The organism is Candidatus Syntrophosphaera thermopropionivorans (assembly GCF_004353895.1).
Taxonomy (GTDB): domain Bacteria; phylum Cloacimonadota; class Cloacimonadia; order Cloacimonadales; family Cloacimonadaceae; genus Syntrophosphaera; species Syntrophosphaera thermopropionivorans.
This window is the reverse complement of the sequence record NZ_SMOG01000001.1, coordinates 114534-133319: the sequence shown is the minus strand read 5'-3', so window position 1 is coordinate 133319 and position 18786 is coordinate 114534. Positions and strand designations below refer to the sequence as shown.

The following is an 18786-nucleotide window of genomic DNA, read 5'->3' as shown; positions in this document are numbered from 1 at the left end:
AATGGAAACAACCAAAAATATCAATAAGAAGGAAAACTTAACCGAGGAAGAAGCAATCTCTATCGGTAAATATGACCCGCTATGGATAATTAATGCCTTTTCCAGAAGTTTCTATGAAGGAAATCCAGCGGCAATTGTAGCTCTATCCGATTTCCCCTCAGATAAAAAAATGCAAAAACTGGCAAAAGAGTTTAATCTTTCTGAAACCGCTTTCTTTTGCTTGAAAAGTCCTGATTTAGCTCAAATCAGATGGTTTTCCCCCACCCAGGAAATTTCTCTCTGTGGTCATGCAACTTTGGCAACAGCCTCAGTAATTTTTTCTCACCTTTACCCAGAGAAAGATAAGTTTAGTTTCATAACCAGTAATGGTATGATTGAGACAGAAAAATATAACCATTTAATCCAGCTAACCTTACCACTTGAGGAAATAATCCCTTTCATTACAGAGGAAAAAGTTCTGAAAGCCTTAGGGAAAACTAAGCCAGCAGAAAGTTATCTTGCTCCTGAAAGTCATAATCTTATCCTTATCTACGACAATGCAAAAAAGATTAAATCACTTAAGCCAGATTTCCTCACTTTGCTTTGTTTCAAGGATTTGCCTTTTACTGGTATCGCAGTGTCTGCTTTAGATGAAAATGGCTATGTCTGCCGTTATTTTGCTCCCTGGGAAGGTATTAATGAAGATCCTGTCACTGGTTCTGCACAAACTTATCTTGCACCTTTTTGGTCAAAAAGATTGAATAAAAAAATGTTAGCTGTGCGTCAGATCTCTTCTCGGGGTGGATCAATGGAAGTAAAAGTGCTATCATCTTACCTCCTTGTGCGTGGAACTACTTATACCTGCTTTTATGGTAATTTGAATTCTGGCTGGAGAGAATGAAAGGCTCTGAGAAAACCATTTTAACTACAAAAACTTTTCCTTGACAAAGTCTTAATAATTTAATGCTTAGAAATAAATAAAACTTAGAGGTCATCTGAATGGAAATTATAATTGAAGAGCTTAAATTCCCATCTGATGCCAATATCATTCTGGGACAGAGTCATTTTATTAAAAGCGTGGAAGACCTTTACGAAATTATGGTCAACAGCGTTCCAGGCATCAAGTTTGGTTTAGCTTTTTGCGAAGCTTCCGGACCCTGTCTTATTCGTAAAGAGGGAACTGACAATGAATTGATGGAATGTGCCATAGAAAATATGCATCGTCTGGGAGCAGGTCATTCATTTCTCATAGTTATGCAGAATGCTTTCCCTATCAATGTACTCAACGCTATCAAGAATTGTCCTGAAGTGGTAAATATCTTTTGTGCAACAGCTAATCCGGTACAGGTAATTCTGGCTAAAACAGAACAGGGAAATGGTATTCTGGGTGTAATTGATGGAAATTCACCTAAAGGTATTGAACTGGATACAGATATTACGCATAGAAAAAGATTTCTCCGGAACCTGGGATATAAACGCTAAATGAATTATCGCACCTTTATTGCCCTGGAACCTCCTAAAACTGTCTTTCTAAACCTAAAAGAGAAGCTCAATACTTTTAAATCTACTCAGGGTGTAAATTGGGTAAAAGAACAGAACTTGCACTTAACTCTACTTTTTCTGGGAGATGTAGATAGCACCAGAATTAATGAATTATCTGGTATTCTGGAACAAGCAACAGAAATAGCTGCTCCTTTCAATCTTTCCCTTCAAGGTCTGGAACTATTTCCCTATAAGGAACCAAGACTTGTCTGGGCTACCCTTTTAGAACAGGATGATTCTTTATTCCAGTGGCATAAATCTCTACTTAAAGAGATTCGTAAAGCAGGTTTTGAACCTGATATAAAACCGTTAAAACTTCATATCACACTGGGACGTATTAAAACTAAACTTCCCGTTAGCAAAGAAAGAGAAATCCTGGAAAGTAAGGTAGATAAGGATTTCTTTAGCTATGATACAATCACTCTCTATCGTAGCATCTTAAAACCGGAAGGTCCAGTTTATCAAATTTTAGACCAATATAATTTATCTTAAAGGAAGATATTATGCAGGATAAAAACAAAGAAGTGGCTTTAAAGACTGCCATATCACAACTGGAAAAGAAATATGGTGTGGGCACTCTTATGCGTTTGGGAGATCAGCCCCTGCAACAAGTGGATGTTATTCCAACTGGCGCTTTTAATCTGGATATAGCTCTGGGAATTGGAGGTATTCCACGTGGACGCATAACTGAAATTTACGGTCCTGAAGCCAGTGGTAAGACTACACTTGCTTTGCATATTGCGGCAGAAGCACAAAAACTTGGTGGAATCGTCGCTTTTATTGATGCAGAACATGCTTTAGATACTGCTTATGCCAAAAATTTAGGTGTCCAAGTGGAAGACCTATTACTTTCTCAACCTGATGGAGGTGAACAAGCCCTGGAAATATGCGAAACTTTGGTTCGTAGCTCTGCCATAGATTTGGTTATAATTGATTCTGTTGCCGCTCTGGTTCCTAAAGCAGAAATTGAAGGAGATATGGGTGATAGTCATGTAGGTTTGCAAGCAAGACTTATGAGTCAGGCTCTAAGAAAACTTACCTCTATCGTGTCCAAATCCAATACTGCTGTAGTCTTTATCAATCAAACCAGAATGAAAATTGGCACCGCTGCTTTTATGAATCCAGAAACTACTTCCGGAGGTGTAGCACTCAAATTTTATGCTTCTGTTCGGATGGAAGTACGCTTTGCGGGAGCGATAAAATCAAGTGGACCGGATGCAGAAGTTATCGGTGCTAAGACCCGGGTTAAAATCGTTAAAAATAAACTTGCCCCACCTTTTAAAACAGTGGAATTTCCTATTATCTTTGGAAAAGGCATCTCCAATACTGACATTATAATGGATATGGCAATAGACCTTGGAATCATTAAGAAAAGTGGTTCCTGGCTATCCTATGGTGATTTAAAACTGGGACAGGGTATTGAAAAGACCAGGCAATATCTTAATGAAAACCCTGCTTTGTTAGAAGAAATATCTAATTTGGTGAAACAGAATGTAAAACCTGAAAAGATGTTTGAATCTCCTACAACAGATGAAACTGAGGATATCATCCAAGAATAAATATCTTGCCACCATAGAATTAGAAGATTTATCTAGGGGAATCTTACCCATTAAGCAGATATCCTCTCTCTATCCTTCTGATTATGAGGGAGAAATAAGCGAGAGTGAAGCAAATCAAATCATTAAGATGCTTGAGGATTATGCCTTTAATCTTTTAGTAAAATACTTAGCTAAAGAAGAACATAGTCAATACCAATGCGTTCTTTATCTGCAGAGAAAGGGATTTTGTTCAGAAATAGTTCAGGATGCTATCCACCGTTGTTTGGAGTTAAACTATCTTAATGACCAGCGTTTTGCCGAACTTTTAATCTCTTCCTATATAAAAAGAAAAGCCAGTAAACGAGCTATTACGGCTAAACTTTCTGCAAACCATATACCCATAAATGTCTGGAAACCTCTGTTGGAAGAACTTTATACTGAAGAAGAAAAAGCCAGTAATCTGGAAGAATTATTGAAAAAATACTATTCTACTCATTCAAATTTACCACCTGAAAAACTGAAAGAAAGAGCTTTTGGATATCTCTTTCGTAAAGGTTTTGACCCAGACGATATACGAGATGCTATAGAAAATCTTTCTTAAATATAGTCTCTTTATTTAATTATGATAGGAATGAGTATTCTGCCAGTATTCACATTCCTCTCTGGAAAGCACATAACTTTCCAGATTCCAATTAATGAGCTGTCCTTTCAATACTTCCAGAACCGGATATTCAGTGTAAAAATGACCCGCATCCACAATAGGAATTTTTGCTTCCATCAAATTATGATAGCCTACATCACCGGTTATATAGAGTTCGGCAGATTGTTCAGCTAACCTAATCAAAGAACTTCCACTACCTCCACAAACTGCTATTTTTTGAATTGAAGTGGATAAGGGTAATCCTGCTGTCCATAGTTTAGGATTGGGACATCCAAGTTTATCTTTTATCCAGGATAGTATTGCACTAAGTGTTAAAGGTTCTGGTAGAATTCCTGTCATCCCCAAGCCAAAAAGAGGTTGAGGGGTTGTTACTGGGAAATAATACAGCAAAGGCGTCTCATAAGGATGAGAGATTTTAATTGCAGAAACAACATCAAATAGCCTGGATTCCTGTACCATAAACTCCAGTTCTTCTTCTGCTACTTGCGTAAATTTATCGTCCTCTTTTGACGATATAAAAGGTCTGGCTCCTTCTAATGGTTTAAAAGTCCCTTTAATTGGATGACGAGTGGAACAATAAATATAATTGCCAACCCTTCCTCCACCGGCTTTAAAGACCGCATCTGCTACATTTTCAGTATAACCTGCAGGAACGGTAACTGAAAGATGAAACCATTTTTCGCCTTGTTCAGAGGATAAAGATTCCAGATTTTCCAAACCCAAAACTGTAGCCAGAGCATAATTAGTTCCTTGAGGTGCAACATCAAGATTGGTATGCATTGAAATTACATTTATTTGGTTCTCTACCAGGGATAATAAAAGCGGGTCGGTTATATGCTTTAAAGAATGAAATATCACTGGATGATGAGCCAGAATTATATTTGCTCCTAATTCCAGAGCTTTTTGCATTGCCTTAAAAGTTACATCCAGAGTAATAAGGACTTTTGTTACTTCCCTTTTAGAATCTCCAACTAATAAACCTATATTATCCCATTCATAAGCCTGAGAAAAAGGAGCAAATTCATTTAAACGCTGAAGTAATTCCTCTATAATCATTCTCTTATCTCCTTACATCTTATATTTTATTCTAATTATGCATATCTTCATTTAGTCAAGTCCAATATCTTTCCAGACCAATAAAGAAAATATAGAATTTAAGCAATAGATTCTGTGGTTTGTTATAAAGATGTATCTTATAAAGGATAAAGAGAGCGGTCTCTAAGTTTATAGGCATTATTTCTTTTCTTTTTTGATAAATCAATCTTTTTTAGCCTGCACTTTAAATGCGTGCAGAATTCTATTTTTCTCTGAATTGCTTATCTATCATCCAGATAAATATCTCTTTTATCATCATTTGAATTACCTTAATTGGTTAACTTTTTGTTACTTAGCCTCCTCTTGACGATTTCTTTAGTAAAAAGGTAAGCAAGAGCTAAGAGAGAGCTAAGAAAGAACTCGTAACTTATTGAAATTTATAATTATAATATGCAATGTAAATTCGTGTAATGAAGGAGAAGATGTCTTCACCTTCTGAGCTTTGCAGAAGCTTTTTGTCTCTTTATATTTTTAAGTTATAGAAATTATCATCGGTAACACTGGAAAAGCTTTACTGCTTTGCGATACAAGGATATTCTGTCCCTTAACACTAATATTTTTCATTCTATAAAACTATTTGAACTGCTATAAGTAAATAAGTAAAATAAACTAAATTTAAAATTATACTTGTCTAATCTCATAAATACATTAATTTAAATATATAAAGAAATATTTAAAGGAGAGAAAAATGAAAAAGTCAATAATACTTGCAGTACTCTTACTTGTCTCTATTGGATTATCCTTTGCTCAACCATATTTTGGTTTTCGTGGAGGATTGAATGTAACAAATGTAAAAATTACTGATGATGATAGTGATGAAGCTAAAACTGATGACCGTTACGGTTATCATGGTGGACTTTTTATGCAATATCCTTTAGGTAAATATTTCATTATTGAACCCTCTCTACTTTATTCTCAAAGGGGATATGAGAGAACCATTGAAATCCCGTTATTTGAAGATATCAAAACCAAAGTTAATATGGACTATATTGAATTGCCTCTTGCATTGAAATTTGATATCAATATCAGTGATGTTCATATTCAACCAGCAGTAGCTCCAAGAATAGGATATGCAATCGTTACTCAGTATCTGGTAAATGAGGAAGAGGCAGATTTCCCAAATGACCCTATATTATTGGATTATGGAGTTGACTTTGGCTTGGACATTACTTTTTTAAATCAGTTTCTTATCGGAGCCAGATATTCTCTCGGTTTAGCAGATATTTATGATGATGATAATGAGGATATCACTACCACTAATAATGGTCTGATGATAAGCTTAGGTGTGATGTTTTAGAAATAAGTAGAAGGAGTGTATTCTCCAATTATATCCTAAAATGTAAATAATAACAGATTCATTCTTTTCCGCGGGGATGACCTTTAAGATAGGCTTTTTTAATGTCATCCAGGGTTAGGTGAGTATAAATAGCGGTTGTTTCAAGATTGGAATGTCCGAGCATTTCTTGAAGAGCACGAAGGTCAGCTCCGCGGGAAAGGAGATGGGTGGCAAAGCTATGTCTAATAGTGTGTGGAGAATAACCTTTTTGTCGTGCAATTATTTGGAAATAATGGTGTAAAATTTTGAATAATTGTCTGTGGTCAAAATCTTTGCCACTTTTGGTGAGAAAAAGTTTATGGGAACTATATTCTTGCTTTAACTTGTCTCTCACAGGAAGATATGCTTCTATTGCTTCTATTGCTGGCTTTCCTATAGGTACGATTCTTTCTTTATTACCTTTACCTTTAACACGCACCAGAGCTCGTTTCAAGTCAATGTCATTTAGCTCTAAATCTGCCAGTTCAGAGATCCGAAGTCCAGAAGAATAGAGCAACTCCAGAATAGCACGATTTCTCACACCAAAGATGCTGGATTGATCAGGCAGATTTAGCAAAGTAAGCATTTCTTCTTCCGTAAAATAGTGTGGTAGACCCTTTTCAAACTTAGGTCTTTTAATTTTATCCATAGGATTTTTGGAAATGCGATTGGTAAGTTTTAACCAGGAGAAAAAGCTCTGTAAAGCAGCTGCTTTTCTTGCCAGACTGCGATTGCTAACTTGATGTTTATGAAGATGAAGAAACCAGTCCCGAATCATTTGTGGAGAGATTTGTTCAAGCTGGATATTACCATCTTCAAAATATCTTTCCACAAAATTATAAAATTGACTCAAATCCTTCATATAGGCAGTAATAGTGCATGGTGATTTCCCTTCACCGCGTATATATTGTTGATATAGTTCTTGTTCTGGAGTCATAAGTTTATCCCTAATATGCATTTTTTACTTGCCTGTTTGTTTGTCGAGAAAAATTTAGTTTTAGTAGAAGGAGTGATGATGAATCATTATATCGCAGATAGTGCCAGATTGGGAAAAGAAATTAAAGTGGGTGGTAATACTATAATTATGGATGATGCTGTAATCGGTAATTATTGTCAGATTGGAAATAATGTTGTTATTCATCCTGGTACTTATATTGGAGATAATGTAAGAATTGATGATAATACGGTAATAGGAAAAAAACCACTTACTTCACTTCGTAGCATTTTTAAAACCACTCAAGAATTGAAACCTGCGATTATTGGAGCTAATTCCCAGATAGGAGCAAATGTAATTATATATGCTCAGTGTGAAATAGGAGAATCCAATATGATAGCTGATCTGGCAACTATCCGGGAAAATGTAAAGATTGGAGATTTAAATATTATTGGACGGAATGTAACTATTGAAAACTATGTTCAAATCGGTTCCCGCAATAAATTGGAAACCAATTGCTATATAACTGCTTATTCAGAAATTGAGGATTACTGTTTTGTTGGACCCTGTGTTGCAACAAGTAATGATAATTATATGGCAAGAGATCCAGAACGATTCCAGCATTTTAAAGGGGTTACTATGAAACGCGGAGCACGTATCGGTGTTCATGCTACCATTCTACCCGGTATCATTATAGAAGAAGATGCTTGTGTTGCTGCTGGCTCAGTAGTAACTCATAATGTTCCTGCAGGAAAAGTGGTTCTGGGAAGTCCTGCTCGTATTTTACGCGATGTACCTGAAGCTCAACTTTTAAAGAATAATCTGGATAAATCGTGAAAGCTTTACTAATTATACCAACCTACAACGAAATAGCTAATATAAAAAATATTATTACTGCTTCGCTATCTCAATCACCTGACCTTTATATTTTAGTTATAGATGATAATTCTCCCGATGGAACAGCTAAAGCAGTGAAAGAAATGATGGAAAATGAGCCACATATCAATCTAATAGAACGTCCCAAAAAGATGGGTTTGGGTTCTGCTTATGTTCAAGGTTTTAAATATGCTTTAAATAACGACTATGATTATGTCCTGGAGATGGATGCTGATTTTTCTCATAATCCAGCGGACATACCTCGTTTATTGGAAGCAGCAAAGAAATATGATGTGGTAATTGGCTCACGCTATTGTCAAGGAGTGAACATAATCAACTGGCCCTTCCGGCGTTTACTTATCAGCTATTTTGCTTCCAAATATGTGCGTATAATTACAGGTATGCCTATCAAAGACCCGACCAGTGGCTTTAAATGTTTTCGCCGAAGGGTTTTGGAAGCAATAGATTTAGATAGCATCCTTTCCGATGGTTATGCTTTCCAGATTGAAATGAATTTCCGAGCCTGGGTTAAAGGCTTTACTATCTATGAAATCCCTATAGTATTTACGGAAAGGAGAGATGGAGTTTCCAAGATGAGTCGTCAGATTGTCTGGGAAGCAGCCTGGATGGTATGGCGCCTACAAATAATGAAGCTTTTAGGAAAAATTAAATAGCTTTGAGGTTTATTATGAAAAAAGTATGGATAACTACATTATTAATGATAGCCTTACTGTCCCTTTTTGCTCAACCGACTATTCCGAGAGTTTATGTGCAAAAACTGGTTTTAGAGGATGGGACAAATCCTTTTATAACTTGGTATAAGGACCAAACTTCCCCAGAATATCTATTTAGAGCCTGGATTTGGGAAAGACCTGATGAGATATTGAGCACTGAAACACATACCTATCATCATCTGGCAATCACACAGGTTGGAGATGGGAAGAAAGTTCCCTTTATGGTGGTTAGTCGTGTCAATTTAGGTAATTTTCCCAGTCAATGGCATGCTGGAGAGACTCTTCACCTGGAACTAACACACAAAGAAACGGGACAAAAGGTAGAATGGGATGTCTATATTCCTGAAGGAACAGCCACTATTATGCTATTAGACACTCCTCAGATTATTCCCCCCTACAAAGAAGTAAAATCCGAGAAAATAATACCTAAAACTGATAATAGCTCCGATAAGCCAAAAGAAAATAACAGCAGCTGTAGTAACTGCCCGCACTGTCATTGACGGAACTAACTAATGTTAGAACGCATTAACACACCTTTTGAGCGACCTGAAGATAAAGAATTTGATCGTGCTCTTCGTCCTCGTACTCTAAATGAATTTATCGGACAAACACATATAAAGCAGCTTCTGGATATCTCTATAAAAGCTGCAAAATTGAGGAAAGAATCTTTAGACCATATTCTTCTCTATGGTCCTCCTGGTTTAGGAAAGACCACCTTAGCAGGAATTATTGCTAATGAATTGGGAGTTAATATTACCGTAAGTAGTGGTCCTGTGATGGAAAAACCAAGTGATTTAGCTGGAATTCTCACTAATTTACAACGGCATGAGGTGCTCTTTATTGATGAAATTCACCGCCTCAGTCATATCATAGAAGAATATATCTATCCTGCAATGGAAGATTTCCAGATGGAAATTATCCTGGATAATGGTCCCAGTGCAAGAACTCTGCGTATCAGTATAGAACCTTTCACTCTTATTGGAGCGACAACTCGTGCAGGATTGCTGACTCCACCTTTAAGAGATCGGTTTGGCATCATTCTTCGTCTGGATTATTATGACCTTGATTCAATTAATCAGATTATCCGACGGTCTGCTAATATCTTAGGAATTCCAGCAGAAGATGAAGGAATTGCTGAACTTGCTCATCGTAGTAGAGGAACACCACGTATTGCAAATAGGTTATTGAGAAGAGTGCGTGATTTTGCTCAGATTATGGGAAATGGAGTTATTACTCGGGATATAGCGTTACAAGCATTGGAGATGCTACAGGTTGATAATGAAGGATTGGATGAAATGGATAAAAGATTGCTTTCTACTATAATTGAATATTATAGAGGTGGACCCGTAGGTATTAAAACTTTAGCTACAGCTGTAGGAGAAGATCCCGGAACAATTGAAGAGATTTTTGAACCTTATCTGGTTCAGCAAGGCTTCCTGGAACGAACCCCTCAAGGTAGAAAAGCAACTTATAAAGCTTATCAACATCTGGGCATAATCCCTTCAAATCCTCAGACAGAAATCTTCTAATAATTTTTACCTCACCTTCAGATTATTGTAGATGATTCCCAGAAAAGGTTATAAAGCAAATATCACCAGTAACCTGGTCAATCAGATTCTTCATCTAATCATAGGTGCTGCCACCAGTATTATTGCTTCCCGTGTCCTGGGACCTCAGGGAATGGGATATGTGGCTTATGCCATATTGATTTTCACTATACTGGGTAATTTCGGTCACTTCGGTTTAAACAACGCCGTTATCTACTTTAAAAAAAGAAAAAAAATTAATCCCACTCACCTATATAATGTAAATGTAACATTATTAATCCTATTTGCAGTAGCTATCAGTTCTGTTCTCTTAGTCCTACGAAGTAACAGATGGTTTCTAAGTGATTACAACTACCTTTATATTCTGGGTGGAATAATATATATTTTCTCAAATTTGCTTTTTACTCACTACCGTTCGTGGTTCGTAGCTGATGAACTTATTAGGGAAAGCAATCGCTTCATTATCACTGCTTTTTTTATCAAAAGTGCTATTATCATCCTACTCTGGTTGACCAGAACCTTAAATCCTCTGACCTATTTTTATGCTTCTGTCCTGGGAATGTTAATCAATGCCATATTTTTGGGAACTCATACAGGAGAAGGTTTTAGACCTGAGATAGACTTAGCTTTGCTCAAAGCAGAATATTCTTATGGTGGAATAATATTTTTAGCCGCTTGTTGTGATTATCTACATCTTAGAGTTGACCAATTGATGATAAAACAGATGCTGGGAACCAGTTTTCTGGGGGTATATTCTATTGCAGTAACTCTGGCAGAACTTATGTTTTTACTTCCCGCAAGTATCAATACCGCACTTTTAGGAAAGCTTTATAATACTGATGAAAAACAAAAATTCAGACAGGTTATGGCTCAGACATATAAGCTAACCTTCTGGATTTGTTGCTTATTAGCAGTGATTGGTATCCCCTTAAGTTTACTTATCCCCTTCTTCTATGGTAAGGCTTTTGCAGGAGCAATTATAAGCACTCAGATTCTTTTAATAGGCACTATTTTTTCCAGCTGTGCTCAAGTCTCAATGCAATATTTTTTCAGTACAGGAAAACCGCAGATACATCTTCTCACTACTTCCTGCTCTTTATTAATTAACATTGCTTTAAATTTATGGTTAATTCCCCTCAAAGGAATTACTGGTGCCGCCATCGCATCCTGCATTTCTTATTTTATCTATGGACTATTTTACTTAATCGTCTTTATAAAAAAAGAGGAGTTCTCCTTGCACGAATTATTAAGTATTTCTTTATCCGATTTAAAGCTTCTCTGGAGTTCTAAATGAAAACCGATTTATTTAATGGCTATTTTTGGTATCAAAACAAACTTTTTAACGATTTACCACCAGACTTTTTCCCGTCAGAATATAAACCTGAGACCTATACTTCCATTCTGAAAGAATTAAATGGCTGTTTCAGATTAATAGTTGAAGGTAATGATTTCCTTATTGCAGCTGTGGATAGAGTACGCTCTCTTCCTCTTTTCTTTTACCAAAAGGGAAAGGATTTATTCATTGACCCTGATGCATTTGAGCTAAAAAAACTTCTGAATAATCCTGAATTAGATAATTTAATATTTACCGAGTTTTTGCTTACTGCTCATTGCTGTCAAAATGATACTCTCTACCCTGAAATAAAACAACTGGAAGCAGGACAGTTTCTTATCTGGCACAAATCAGAAGCCAGATTGGAGCTAAGGGATTATTATATTTATCAGCATCTCTTTGAACCTATAGAGAATCCAATTGAGGCAATGGATGAGATGCACCAACATATAATTCAACGCTTGATTGATAGCGCTCACAATCGCACTTTAGTTATTCCTTTAAGCGGTGGTTATGATTCTCGTAATATAGCTTATATGCTAAAAAGAGCAGATTATAAAAATGTTATCTGTTTCACTTATGGAAAACCTTATGACGGAGATTGTAGCACTTCCCGTAAAGTAGCTAAATTTCTTAATTTTCCCTGGATTATGGTGGAAAACACACGTCCAATGTGGTATGAAGCTTTCCATAGTGAAGAAATGCTCCAATATTTCCGTTTTGGCACAAATCTGAGTTCCAGTTTTCATGTTCAGGATTGGCTTGCTGTAAAAATTCTTAAGGAAAAGGAACTTATCCCTTCAGATGCTATCTTTGTTCCAGGTCATTCTGGAGGAGCTCTTCAAGGTCAGTACCTTCCTTTAATATTTGAAAATAGAGATAAAATGACCTCAAAAGAGCTGATACAGACCATCCTAAGGCAATTTTACCATTTATGGGAATACCCCATGGAAAAATTATACAGCCTTTTTAGTGATAGAATTGGTAGCTATCTTACCATTCCCGATACGGTGCTAACTGAGATTGCTACATCAATCTATGATGAATGGGCTTGGAGACAATGGGAATCAAAATTTATCGTTAATTCTGTCCGCGTTTACGAATTCTTCAACTACGAATGGAGAATCCCACTCTGGGATAATGAGTTTATGGAGTTCTGGCAAAGAATACCTTTCTCACAGAGAACGCACCGTCAGTTACTAAAACAATATCTCCAAAAATACCAACCAATTCCTGTTCCCGCTTACCATGACTATTCTTTTACTCGAAGAATCAAAAACAAATATGCTCGCATCACCGTCGGTAATATTATGACTCTTGGCTATGGTAGATTTCTTGATTATAAAGATAGAGACGCTTATTTAAACACTAAAATTGCATCTCTGTTAGTTCCTGAACTCCATTATCCTGAATTTATTAATCCTGAGCTTCCCATTCTGAAAGCACAAATTAACGCTATTCAGGCTTTAATCTATATAAAAGAACTGGTCTCTGGTAATCTGGATAATATAACTTTAAGCAAGCAATTCTGAATAGAGCTGATAATTTTCTGGGTCAAAACAATAAAAATAGACCTCCAGCTCGCCATTTTCATAAAGGTCTTTTTTTACTGTATCAATTGCTATCCTGGCTGCTTGTTCTTTAGGAAAACCGTAAATCCCAGTGGAAATATTGGGAAAAGCTATTGATTGTATACCATATTGTCTGGCTAATTCCAGACTTCTACGATAACAGGAGGCTAAGGTCTCTGCTTCGTTAGAGTTACCTCCTCTCCAAATAGGACCTACAGTATGGATAACATATCTGGCTTTGAGATTATATCCTTTAGTAATTTTTGCCTCACCAGGATTGCAACCGCCAAGTGTTCTGCATTCTTCCAGAAGTTTTGGTCCTGCAGCACGATGGATTGCTCCATCAACTCCACCACCTCCAAGCAATGAACTATTAGCTGCATTTACGATAGCATCACCTTCAAACTTAGTTATATCCCCATAAATGAGATGAATCATAAAACTTTCCTTAAATTCCCAGTCTTTGACAGGCATCTCGTGCTGCTTCTTGTTGGGCACCCTTTTTGGTGCTGCCTTTTCCTTTACCTAATACTTCATTTTTTAAGCGAGCTTCCACGATAAAGGTTTTATTATGCTCTGGTCCTTCTTCTGCTACGGTTATATAAACTGGTGGGGGTTGATTACGAGATTGCATATATTCCTGAAGGATACTTTTGTAGTTGACCAGTTCATTACGATTGACAACACTCTCATAATCATTCATAATATTATTTTTAATGAATCTCATAGCGGCAGAAATTCCGCTATCCAGATAGATAGCACAGATAAGAGCTTCCATTGCATCACTGAGGATGGAAGGTTTTTTTGCTCCTCCAGCTTGTTGTTCTTCCTGGCTAAGAAGTAAGTATTTTCCCAGGTCTAAAGCATTAGCCTTGAGAGTGAGATAGGTCTCGGAAACAATTTTAGATTTAAGTTTGCTTAACTTTCCTTCTTGTTCTTCAGGATGTCTGTTAAATAACTCACGAGATACCCCAAAACCAAGGATGGCATCTCCTAAAAACTCCATTCTTTCAAAGGGAGAAGGAGCCTGAGACTCAGAGTAATTACGATTAAGATAAGATTTATGTGTTAGAGCAGCTTTCAAAAGATTTATATCATGGAAATTGTAATCTATCTTCTTCTGTAATTGTTTAAGGCTCTTTTCCCATTTAGGATATAGTTCTTTGATACGTTTTCCATTGATAAAGTCTATAAAACGCTGAAAGAACTTATTTACACCCTTCTCTTTACGAAGCTCTTTCATTCTTGTGGAAATTCACCTCCACAATACCTTAGCTATATTTCTTTATAATGAGAGCTGAATTATGTCCACCAAATCCCAAAGAATTGGAAAGAGCTACATTCACATTACAGTTTTGAGCTTTATTAGGAACATAATCCAAATCGCAATCTGGATCGGGATTCTCAAGATTAATCGTGGGATGAATTACCCCTGTTTCTATGGATTTAACACATGCGATTGCCTCAATAGCCGCAGCTGCTCCAAGCATATGTCCTACCATAGATTTAGTTGAACTAATCTTCAATTTATAGGCATAATCCCCAAAGCATTTCTTTAGAGAAAGAGTCTCACCTTTATCATTCAACGGAGTAGAAGTCCCATGTGCATTAACATATTGTATATCCTCAGGTTGAATTCCTGCATCTGCTATAGCTCTTTTCATTGCTTCCGCACTTCCTGAACCATCTTCAAGTGGTGCTGTGATATGGAAAGCATCATCTGTGGCTGCATAACCTACAATTTCTGCATATATCTTTGCACCTCTTGCTTTAGCATGTTCCAATTCTTCCAATACTAGAAAACCTGCCCCTTCACTCATTACAAATCCATCGCGTTCCGCATCAAAGGGACGAGAAGCTTTGGCCGGCTCATCATTTCGTGTGGAAAGAGCACGCAAAGCACAGAATCCTCCAACAGCAAAAGCAGTAACCGCAGCTTCAGTGCCGCCACTGATAATGATATCAGCATCTCCATATTGAATGGTACGAAAGGCAGTCCCTAAAGCATGGTTGGCACTGGCACAGGCACTGGAAATGCTAAAATTAATTCCTTGAAAACCGTTTTCTATGGCAATATGAGCAGCGGCAATATTGGAAATCATCTTAGGAATGAAAAAGGGACTGATTCTACGAGGACCAAGTTCATGATTCTTGATACATTCCTCTTCAAAAGTATAAATACCACCGATACCTACACCTGTAATAACTCCAATTCTCCAGTTGTCACCAGTATAGGGCATTAGACCTGCATCTTTAATTGCTTCTCTTGAAGCTACTAAAGCATACTGGGTATAAGTATCCATTTTTCGGACTTCTTTGGGATCAAAGTGTTCCTCAGGCTTGAAGTTTTTCACCTGAGCCGCAATCTTAACAGGTAAAGCGGAAGTATCAAAATTCTTGATTAAATCAACACCAGAAACTCCCTGGACTAAATTACTCCAGGTTTCTTCTATATTATTTCCTACTGGGGTTAAAGCCCCTAAACCGGTTATTACTACTCTTTTTTTCATTATTAAGACCTCTTATAAAGAAGATTAATAAACCTCATCCCCTACAAATACTTCACCCAACATTAAATAAATAAGTGTAGTGATGTAAGAAATTGAATCAATCCTGATAACCGAAGCTATCAGGATTGATTTTCAGTTGAGGTTAAGAAGCCAATTTCTCCTTCAGATAATCAATTGCTTGTCCCACAGTCTGAAGTTTGTCTTGGTCTTCCAGTGGAATAGTAATCTGGAAGGCATCTTCAAATGCCATAACAAGTTCCACTGTATCCAGGGAATCGGCACGTAAGTCTTCAATGAAGTTAGCTGAGGGAACAATCTCCGATTCTTCCACATTCAGCTTTTCCATTATGATTTGTTTAACTTTGGCTTCAATGGCTTCACTATCCATTTTTCCTCCTCTTATTTTCGTGTTCTCTTTCTTAGGGTAAAATTCATTGTCACCTCAATGCATAACCAGTCCACCATCTATAGCTATGGTCTGACCGGTTATATAAGCACTCTCTTCAGAAGCTAAGAAAAGACAAAGCTTAGCTACATCCTCAGGTTTTCCCATTTTCTGCAAAGGTATAGCTTTGGCATAGCCTTCTACTACAGATTCTGGAAGCTTTGCTGTCATCTCAGTCTCTATAAAACCTGGTGCAACAGCGTTCACTCTAATATTTCTGGATGCAAACTCTTTAGCACAACTCTTAGTAAAGGCTATGATTCCACCTTTAGAGGCAGCATAATTAGCCTGTCCTGCATTTCCCATAATTCCAATCACGCTGGCAATATTAATGATAGAACCAGATCTTGCTTTCATCATATATTTAAACACTTTCTGGGTGCAGATAAAGGTACCCGTTAGATTAATTTCCAAAACCATTCGCCATTCTTCTTCTCTCATCCGTAAAAGTAAATTATCGCGAGTGATTCCAGCATTATTAATCAAACAGTCTATTTTACCTCTTTCTTCTATAATAGCAGAAAAGACCTCATCCATTTGAGAAGAATTGGTGACATCACCTACATAACCAGAAACAGAGTATCCTTTATCTTGCAACTTCTGCATTGCTTCGTCCACCACTTGCTTATTGATGTCTATTATTACTGGATGAGCTCCTTGTCCAGCAAAGGCTTCAGCTATGGCAAAACCTATCCCGCGAGCTGCACCTGTGATGACTACAGTCATATTCTCAAAATCATATTTAACCAAGATTAAAACTCCTTATCCTTTAAAAGCGTCATCAATTGCTTTCCAATCTTCTATTTTTTCCATATTAAAAACTTTAACATCTCTGTCAATATTCTTTATCATTCCGCTTAAAACTTTCTGGGGACCAAATTCAATAAAATATCCCACTCCATCTTGGATCATTCTTCTAACACAATCCACCCATAGAACAGGAGAAATAACTTGTTTTGCCAGTTTTTCTTTGCTTATCTGTCCTGAAGTATTAGGCAAGGCATCCACATTAGAGATTAGAGGAATAGTGGCATCTTTAAAAGGAATGTTTTCCATCTCCTGAGCTAACCATAAACTGGCTTTATGAATAAGGGGGGTATGAAAAGGACCACCTACAATTAGAGGAACAACTCTTTTTGCACCTTTTGCTTTTGCCAATTCGCTTGCTTTTGCCACTCCTGATTCAGTTCCAGAAATAACCGTCTGAGCTGGGGTATTAAAATTTACTGCTTTGACTAATCCTTCTTTTTCTGCTTCCTCACATATTTCTATCACTGTCTGAGGATCCAATCCCATCACTGCTGCCATAGCAAAAGGGTTTCCTTCATTAGCTTTTATCATAAACTCACCGCGTTTATAAACCAAATGCATAGCATCATTCCAAGAAAGAGTTCCATTAGCTACCAGAGCAGTTATTTCTCCCAAAGAATGTCCTGCCACATAATCAGGACGAATAGGAGAGTGCTCCTCAAAACATTTCAATGCACAGATACTATGAAATAAAATTGCTGGTTGAGTGTAACGAGTTTCTTTCAAAACATCTTCTGGACCTTCTGCCATAATTTGTCTTAGATTAGTTTGATGTCTTGCATCAAATTCATCCAATACAGCAGCAAATTCTGGATAAGCAGAGATAAAATCCTGTGCCATTCCTACATATTGTGCACCCTGTCCCGGAAAAACAAAAGCTGTCTTCATACCTACACCTCAAAATCTTGCCAGAATAGCACCCCAGGTTAAACCTGCACCAAATGAAGTCAGAATAACGAGGTCACCCCGTCTAATCTTCTTATCCCTTATGGCTTCATCCAGAGCAATTGGTATGGTGGCTGAGGAAGTATTCGCATATTTTTCAATGTTTACTATAACCTTATTCATAGGAAAATGTAGCTTATCCGCTAAGCTTTCTATAATACGAATATTAGCTTGATGTGGAACAATCCAATCAATATCTTTAGCTTCCAATTTATTACGACGCAATAGCTCATCAACAGCAGCATACATAGAGCGAATAGCATTTTTGAAGATACGATTGCCTTCCATATAAATCGTGTGAAGATTCTTTTCAACCGTTTCTTGACTGGCAGGCATTCTTGAACCTCCTGCAGGTTGATATAAAAGGTCACTCTGGCTTCCATCAGCATACATAACTGAATCAATGATACGGGAAATATCATTTCTTTCTGTACGGGATATTATGGTTGCACCAGCACCATCACCAAAAAGGACGCAGGTACTACGGTCTTTGAAATTAGTAACCTTACTTAAAATTTCCACTCCAACAACCAGAATATTATGCTTTGTCCCATTTTCTATAAAATTTTTAGCCACATCAACGGAATAGAGAAATCCTGTGCAACCTGCAGAAAGGTCAAAACAGGGAATATTCTTCATTCCCAGCTTTTTCTGAAGTATACAAGCAGTAGAAGGGAAAGCATGATCTCCAGTAACCGTTCCTACTATAATCATATCTATGTCTCTATGTTTCAAGGGGGAAGCTTCCAATGCTCTTTGAGCAGCAATATAAGCTAAATCACTGGCAGCTTCTTCCGGTTCTGCATAGTGGCGTTCCATCATTCCTGTACGAGCGCGAATCCACTCATCGGTTGTATCCACTATCTTCTCTAAGTCAAAATTTGTAATTACTTTTTTTGGAACATAACTGCCAAAGGAAGTGAATTTCGCATTATGAATGGGCATAATTCT

General features: G+C 37.1%; 21 protein-coding genes. 12 read left to right on the top strand and 9 right to left on the bottom strand.

Annotated elements, in window-relative coordinates:
• The first annotated feature begins 1 nt into the window (after position 1).
• The 5 genes from E0946_RS00575 to E0946_RS00555 all read left to right on the top strand — a co-directional run bounded on the left by E0946_RS00575 (position 2) and on the right by E0946_RS00555 (position 3660).
• A complete protein-coding gene (locus tag E0946_RS00575) occupies positions 2-880 on the top strand; it encodes a PhzF family phenazine biosynthesis protein (protein ID WP_133200522.1) in 879 nt (292 codons plus the stop codon).
• 98 nt (positions 881-978) lie between these two features.
• Complete coding sequence (locus E0946_RS00570; RefSeq protein WP_133200521.1) at positions 979-1461, top strand: adenosine-specific kinase; 483 nt, start codon at positions 979-981, stop codon at positions 1459-1461.
• Entirely contained in the window at positions 1462-2013 is a 552-nt protein-coding gene (gene thpR / locus E0946_RS00565) for an RNA 2',3'-cyclic phosphodiesterase (RefSeq protein WP_133200520.1), read from the top strand.
• 11 nt (positions 2014-2024) lie between these two features.
• Positions 2025-3080: a recombinase RecA gene (gene recA / locus E0946_RS00560; RefSeq protein ID WP_133200519.1), complete on the top strand. Its 1056-nt coding sequence runs from the start codon at positions 2025-2027 to the stop codon at positions 3078-3080.
• Positions 3052-3660 (top strand): regulatory protein RecX, encoded by a 609-nt coding sequence (locus E0946_RS00555; protein ID WP_133200518.1) that lies wholly within the window; start codon positions 3052-3054, stop codon positions 3658-3660. The genes recA and E0946_RS00555 overlap by 29 nt, the downstream gene beginning before the upstream one ends.
• 15 nt (positions 3661-3675) lie before the next feature.
• Here E0946_RS00555 and E0946_RS00550 read toward each other — a convergent pair whose 3' ends face one another.
• Positions 3676-4776, bottom strand: coding sequence for a Nif3-like dinuclear metal center hexameric protein (locus tag E0946_RS00550; RefSeq protein ID WP_133200517.1), 1101 nt, complete (start codon positions 4774-4776; stop codon positions 3676-3678).
• A gap of 727 nt (positions 4777-5503) precedes the next feature.
• Between E0946_RS00550 and E0946_RS00545 the strand changes: the two genes are divergently transcribed.
• Positions 5504-6112 carry a porin family protein gene (locus tag E0946_RS00545; RefSeq protein ID WP_133200516.1) on the top strand — a complete coding sequence of 203 codons (609 nt, stop codon included), beginning with the start codon at positions 5504-5506 and terminating at the stop codon, positions 6110-6112.
• Positions 6113-6170: 58 nt separating this feature from the next.
• On the opposite strand, the gene xerA is transcribed toward E0946_RS00545, so the two are convergent.
• The gene (xerA, locus tag E0946_RS00540; RefSeq protein ID WP_207930803.1) at positions 6171-7088 is read right to left on the bottom strand and encodes a site-specific tyrosine recombinase/integron integrase; all 918 of its coding nucleotides are present in this window, start codon (positions 7086-7088) and stop codon (positions 6171-6173) included.
• Positions 7089-7145: 57 nt separating this feature from the next.
• On the opposite strand from xerA, the gene E0946_RS00535 reads away from it, so the two are divergent.
• Genes E0946_RS00535 through E0946_RS00510 form a run of 6 tightly spaced genes read left to right on the top strand, consistent with a single transcriptional unit; the run spans position 7146 to position 13086 of the window.
• Positions 7146-7901, top strand: coding sequence for an acyltransferase (locus E0946_RS00535; protein ID WP_133200515.1), 756 nt, complete (start codon positions 7146-7148; stop codon positions 7899-7901).
• A complete protein-coding gene (locus E0946_RS00530; protein WP_133200514.1) occupies positions 7898-8614 on the top strand; it encodes a polyprenol monophosphomannose synthase in 717 nt (238 codons plus the stop codon). Before E0946_RS00535 ends, E0946_RS00530 begins: the two co-directional genes overlap by 4 nt.
• 14 nt (positions 8615-8628) lie before the next feature.
• Complete coding sequence (locus E0946_RS00525; protein ID WP_133200513.1) at positions 8629-9174, top strand: hypothetical protein; 546 nt, start codon at positions 8629-8631, stop codon at positions 9172-9174.
• Positions 9175-9186: 12 nt separating this feature from the next.
• Positions 9187-10203 carry a Holliday junction branch migration DNA helicase RuvB gene (gene ruvB / locus E0946_RS00520; RefSeq protein ID WP_133200512.1) on the top strand — a complete coding sequence of 339 codons (1017 nt, stop codon included), beginning with the start codon at positions 9187-9189 and terminating at the stop codon, positions 10201-10203.
• Between the two features lie 31 nt (positions 10204-10234).
• Positions 10235-11515, top strand: a complete 1281-nt coding sequence (locus E0946_RS00515) for a flippase (RefSeq protein ID WP_133200511.1) — start codon at positions 10235-10237, stop codon at positions 11513-11515.
• Complete coding sequence (locus tag E0946_RS00510) at positions 11512-13086, top strand: asparagine synthase C-terminal domain-containing protein (RefSeq protein ID WP_133200510.1); 1575 nt, start codon at positions 11512-11514, stop codon at positions 13084-13086. The genes E0946_RS00515 and E0946_RS00510 overlap by 4 nt, the downstream gene beginning before the upstream one ends.
• Here E0946_RS00510 and E0946_RS00505 read toward each other — a convergent pair.
• From E0946_RS00505 to E0946_RS00475, 7 genes are all read right to left on the bottom strand, one after another.
• Positions 13069-13563, bottom strand: a complete 495-nt coding sequence (locus tag E0946_RS00505) for an O-acetyl-ADP-ribose deacetylase (RefSeq protein WP_165942040.1) — start codon at positions 13561-13563, stop codon at positions 13069-13071. The two genes, E0946_RS00510 and E0946_RS00505, sit on opposite strands and share 18 nt — an antisense overlap.
• 10 nt (positions 13564-13573) lie before the next feature.
• The gene (gene rnc / locus E0946_RS00500; RefSeq protein ID WP_133200508.1) at positions 13574-14368 is read right to left on the bottom strand and encodes a ribonuclease III; all 795 of its coding nucleotides are present in this window, start codon (positions 14366-14368) and stop codon (positions 13574-13576) included.
• A gap of 28 nt (positions 14369-14396) precedes the next feature.
• Entirely contained in the window at positions 14397-15635 is a 1239-nt protein-coding gene (gene fabF / locus E0946_RS00495) for a beta-ketoacyl-ACP synthase II (protein ID WP_165942039.1), read from the bottom strand.
• A gap of 142 nt (positions 15636-15777) precedes the next feature.
• A complete protein-coding gene (locus E0946_RS00490; protein WP_133200506.1) occupies positions 15778-16023 on the bottom strand; it encodes an acyl carrier protein in 246 nt (81 codons plus the stop codon).
• Between the two features lie 54 nt (positions 16024-16077).
• Entirely contained in the window at positions 16078-16806 is a 729-nt protein-coding gene (fabG, locus tag E0946_RS00485; protein WP_133200674.1) for a 3-oxoacyl-[acyl-carrier-protein] reductase, read from the bottom strand.
• A 36-nt stretch (positions 16807-16842) separates the two neighbouring features.
• Positions 16843-17778 (bottom strand): ACP S-malonyltransferase, encoded by a 936-nt coding sequence (gene fabD / locus E0946_RS00480; RefSeq protein WP_133200505.1) that lies wholly within the window; start codon positions 17776-17778, stop codon positions 16843-16845.
• 9 nt (positions 17779-17787) lie between these two features.
• Positions 17788-18780: a beta-ketoacyl-ACP synthase III gene (locus tag E0946_RS00475; protein ID WP_133200504.1), complete on the bottom strand. Its 993-nt coding sequence runs from the start codon at positions 18778-18780 to the stop codon at positions 17788-17790.
• Positions 18781-18786 lie beyond the last annotated feature (6 nt).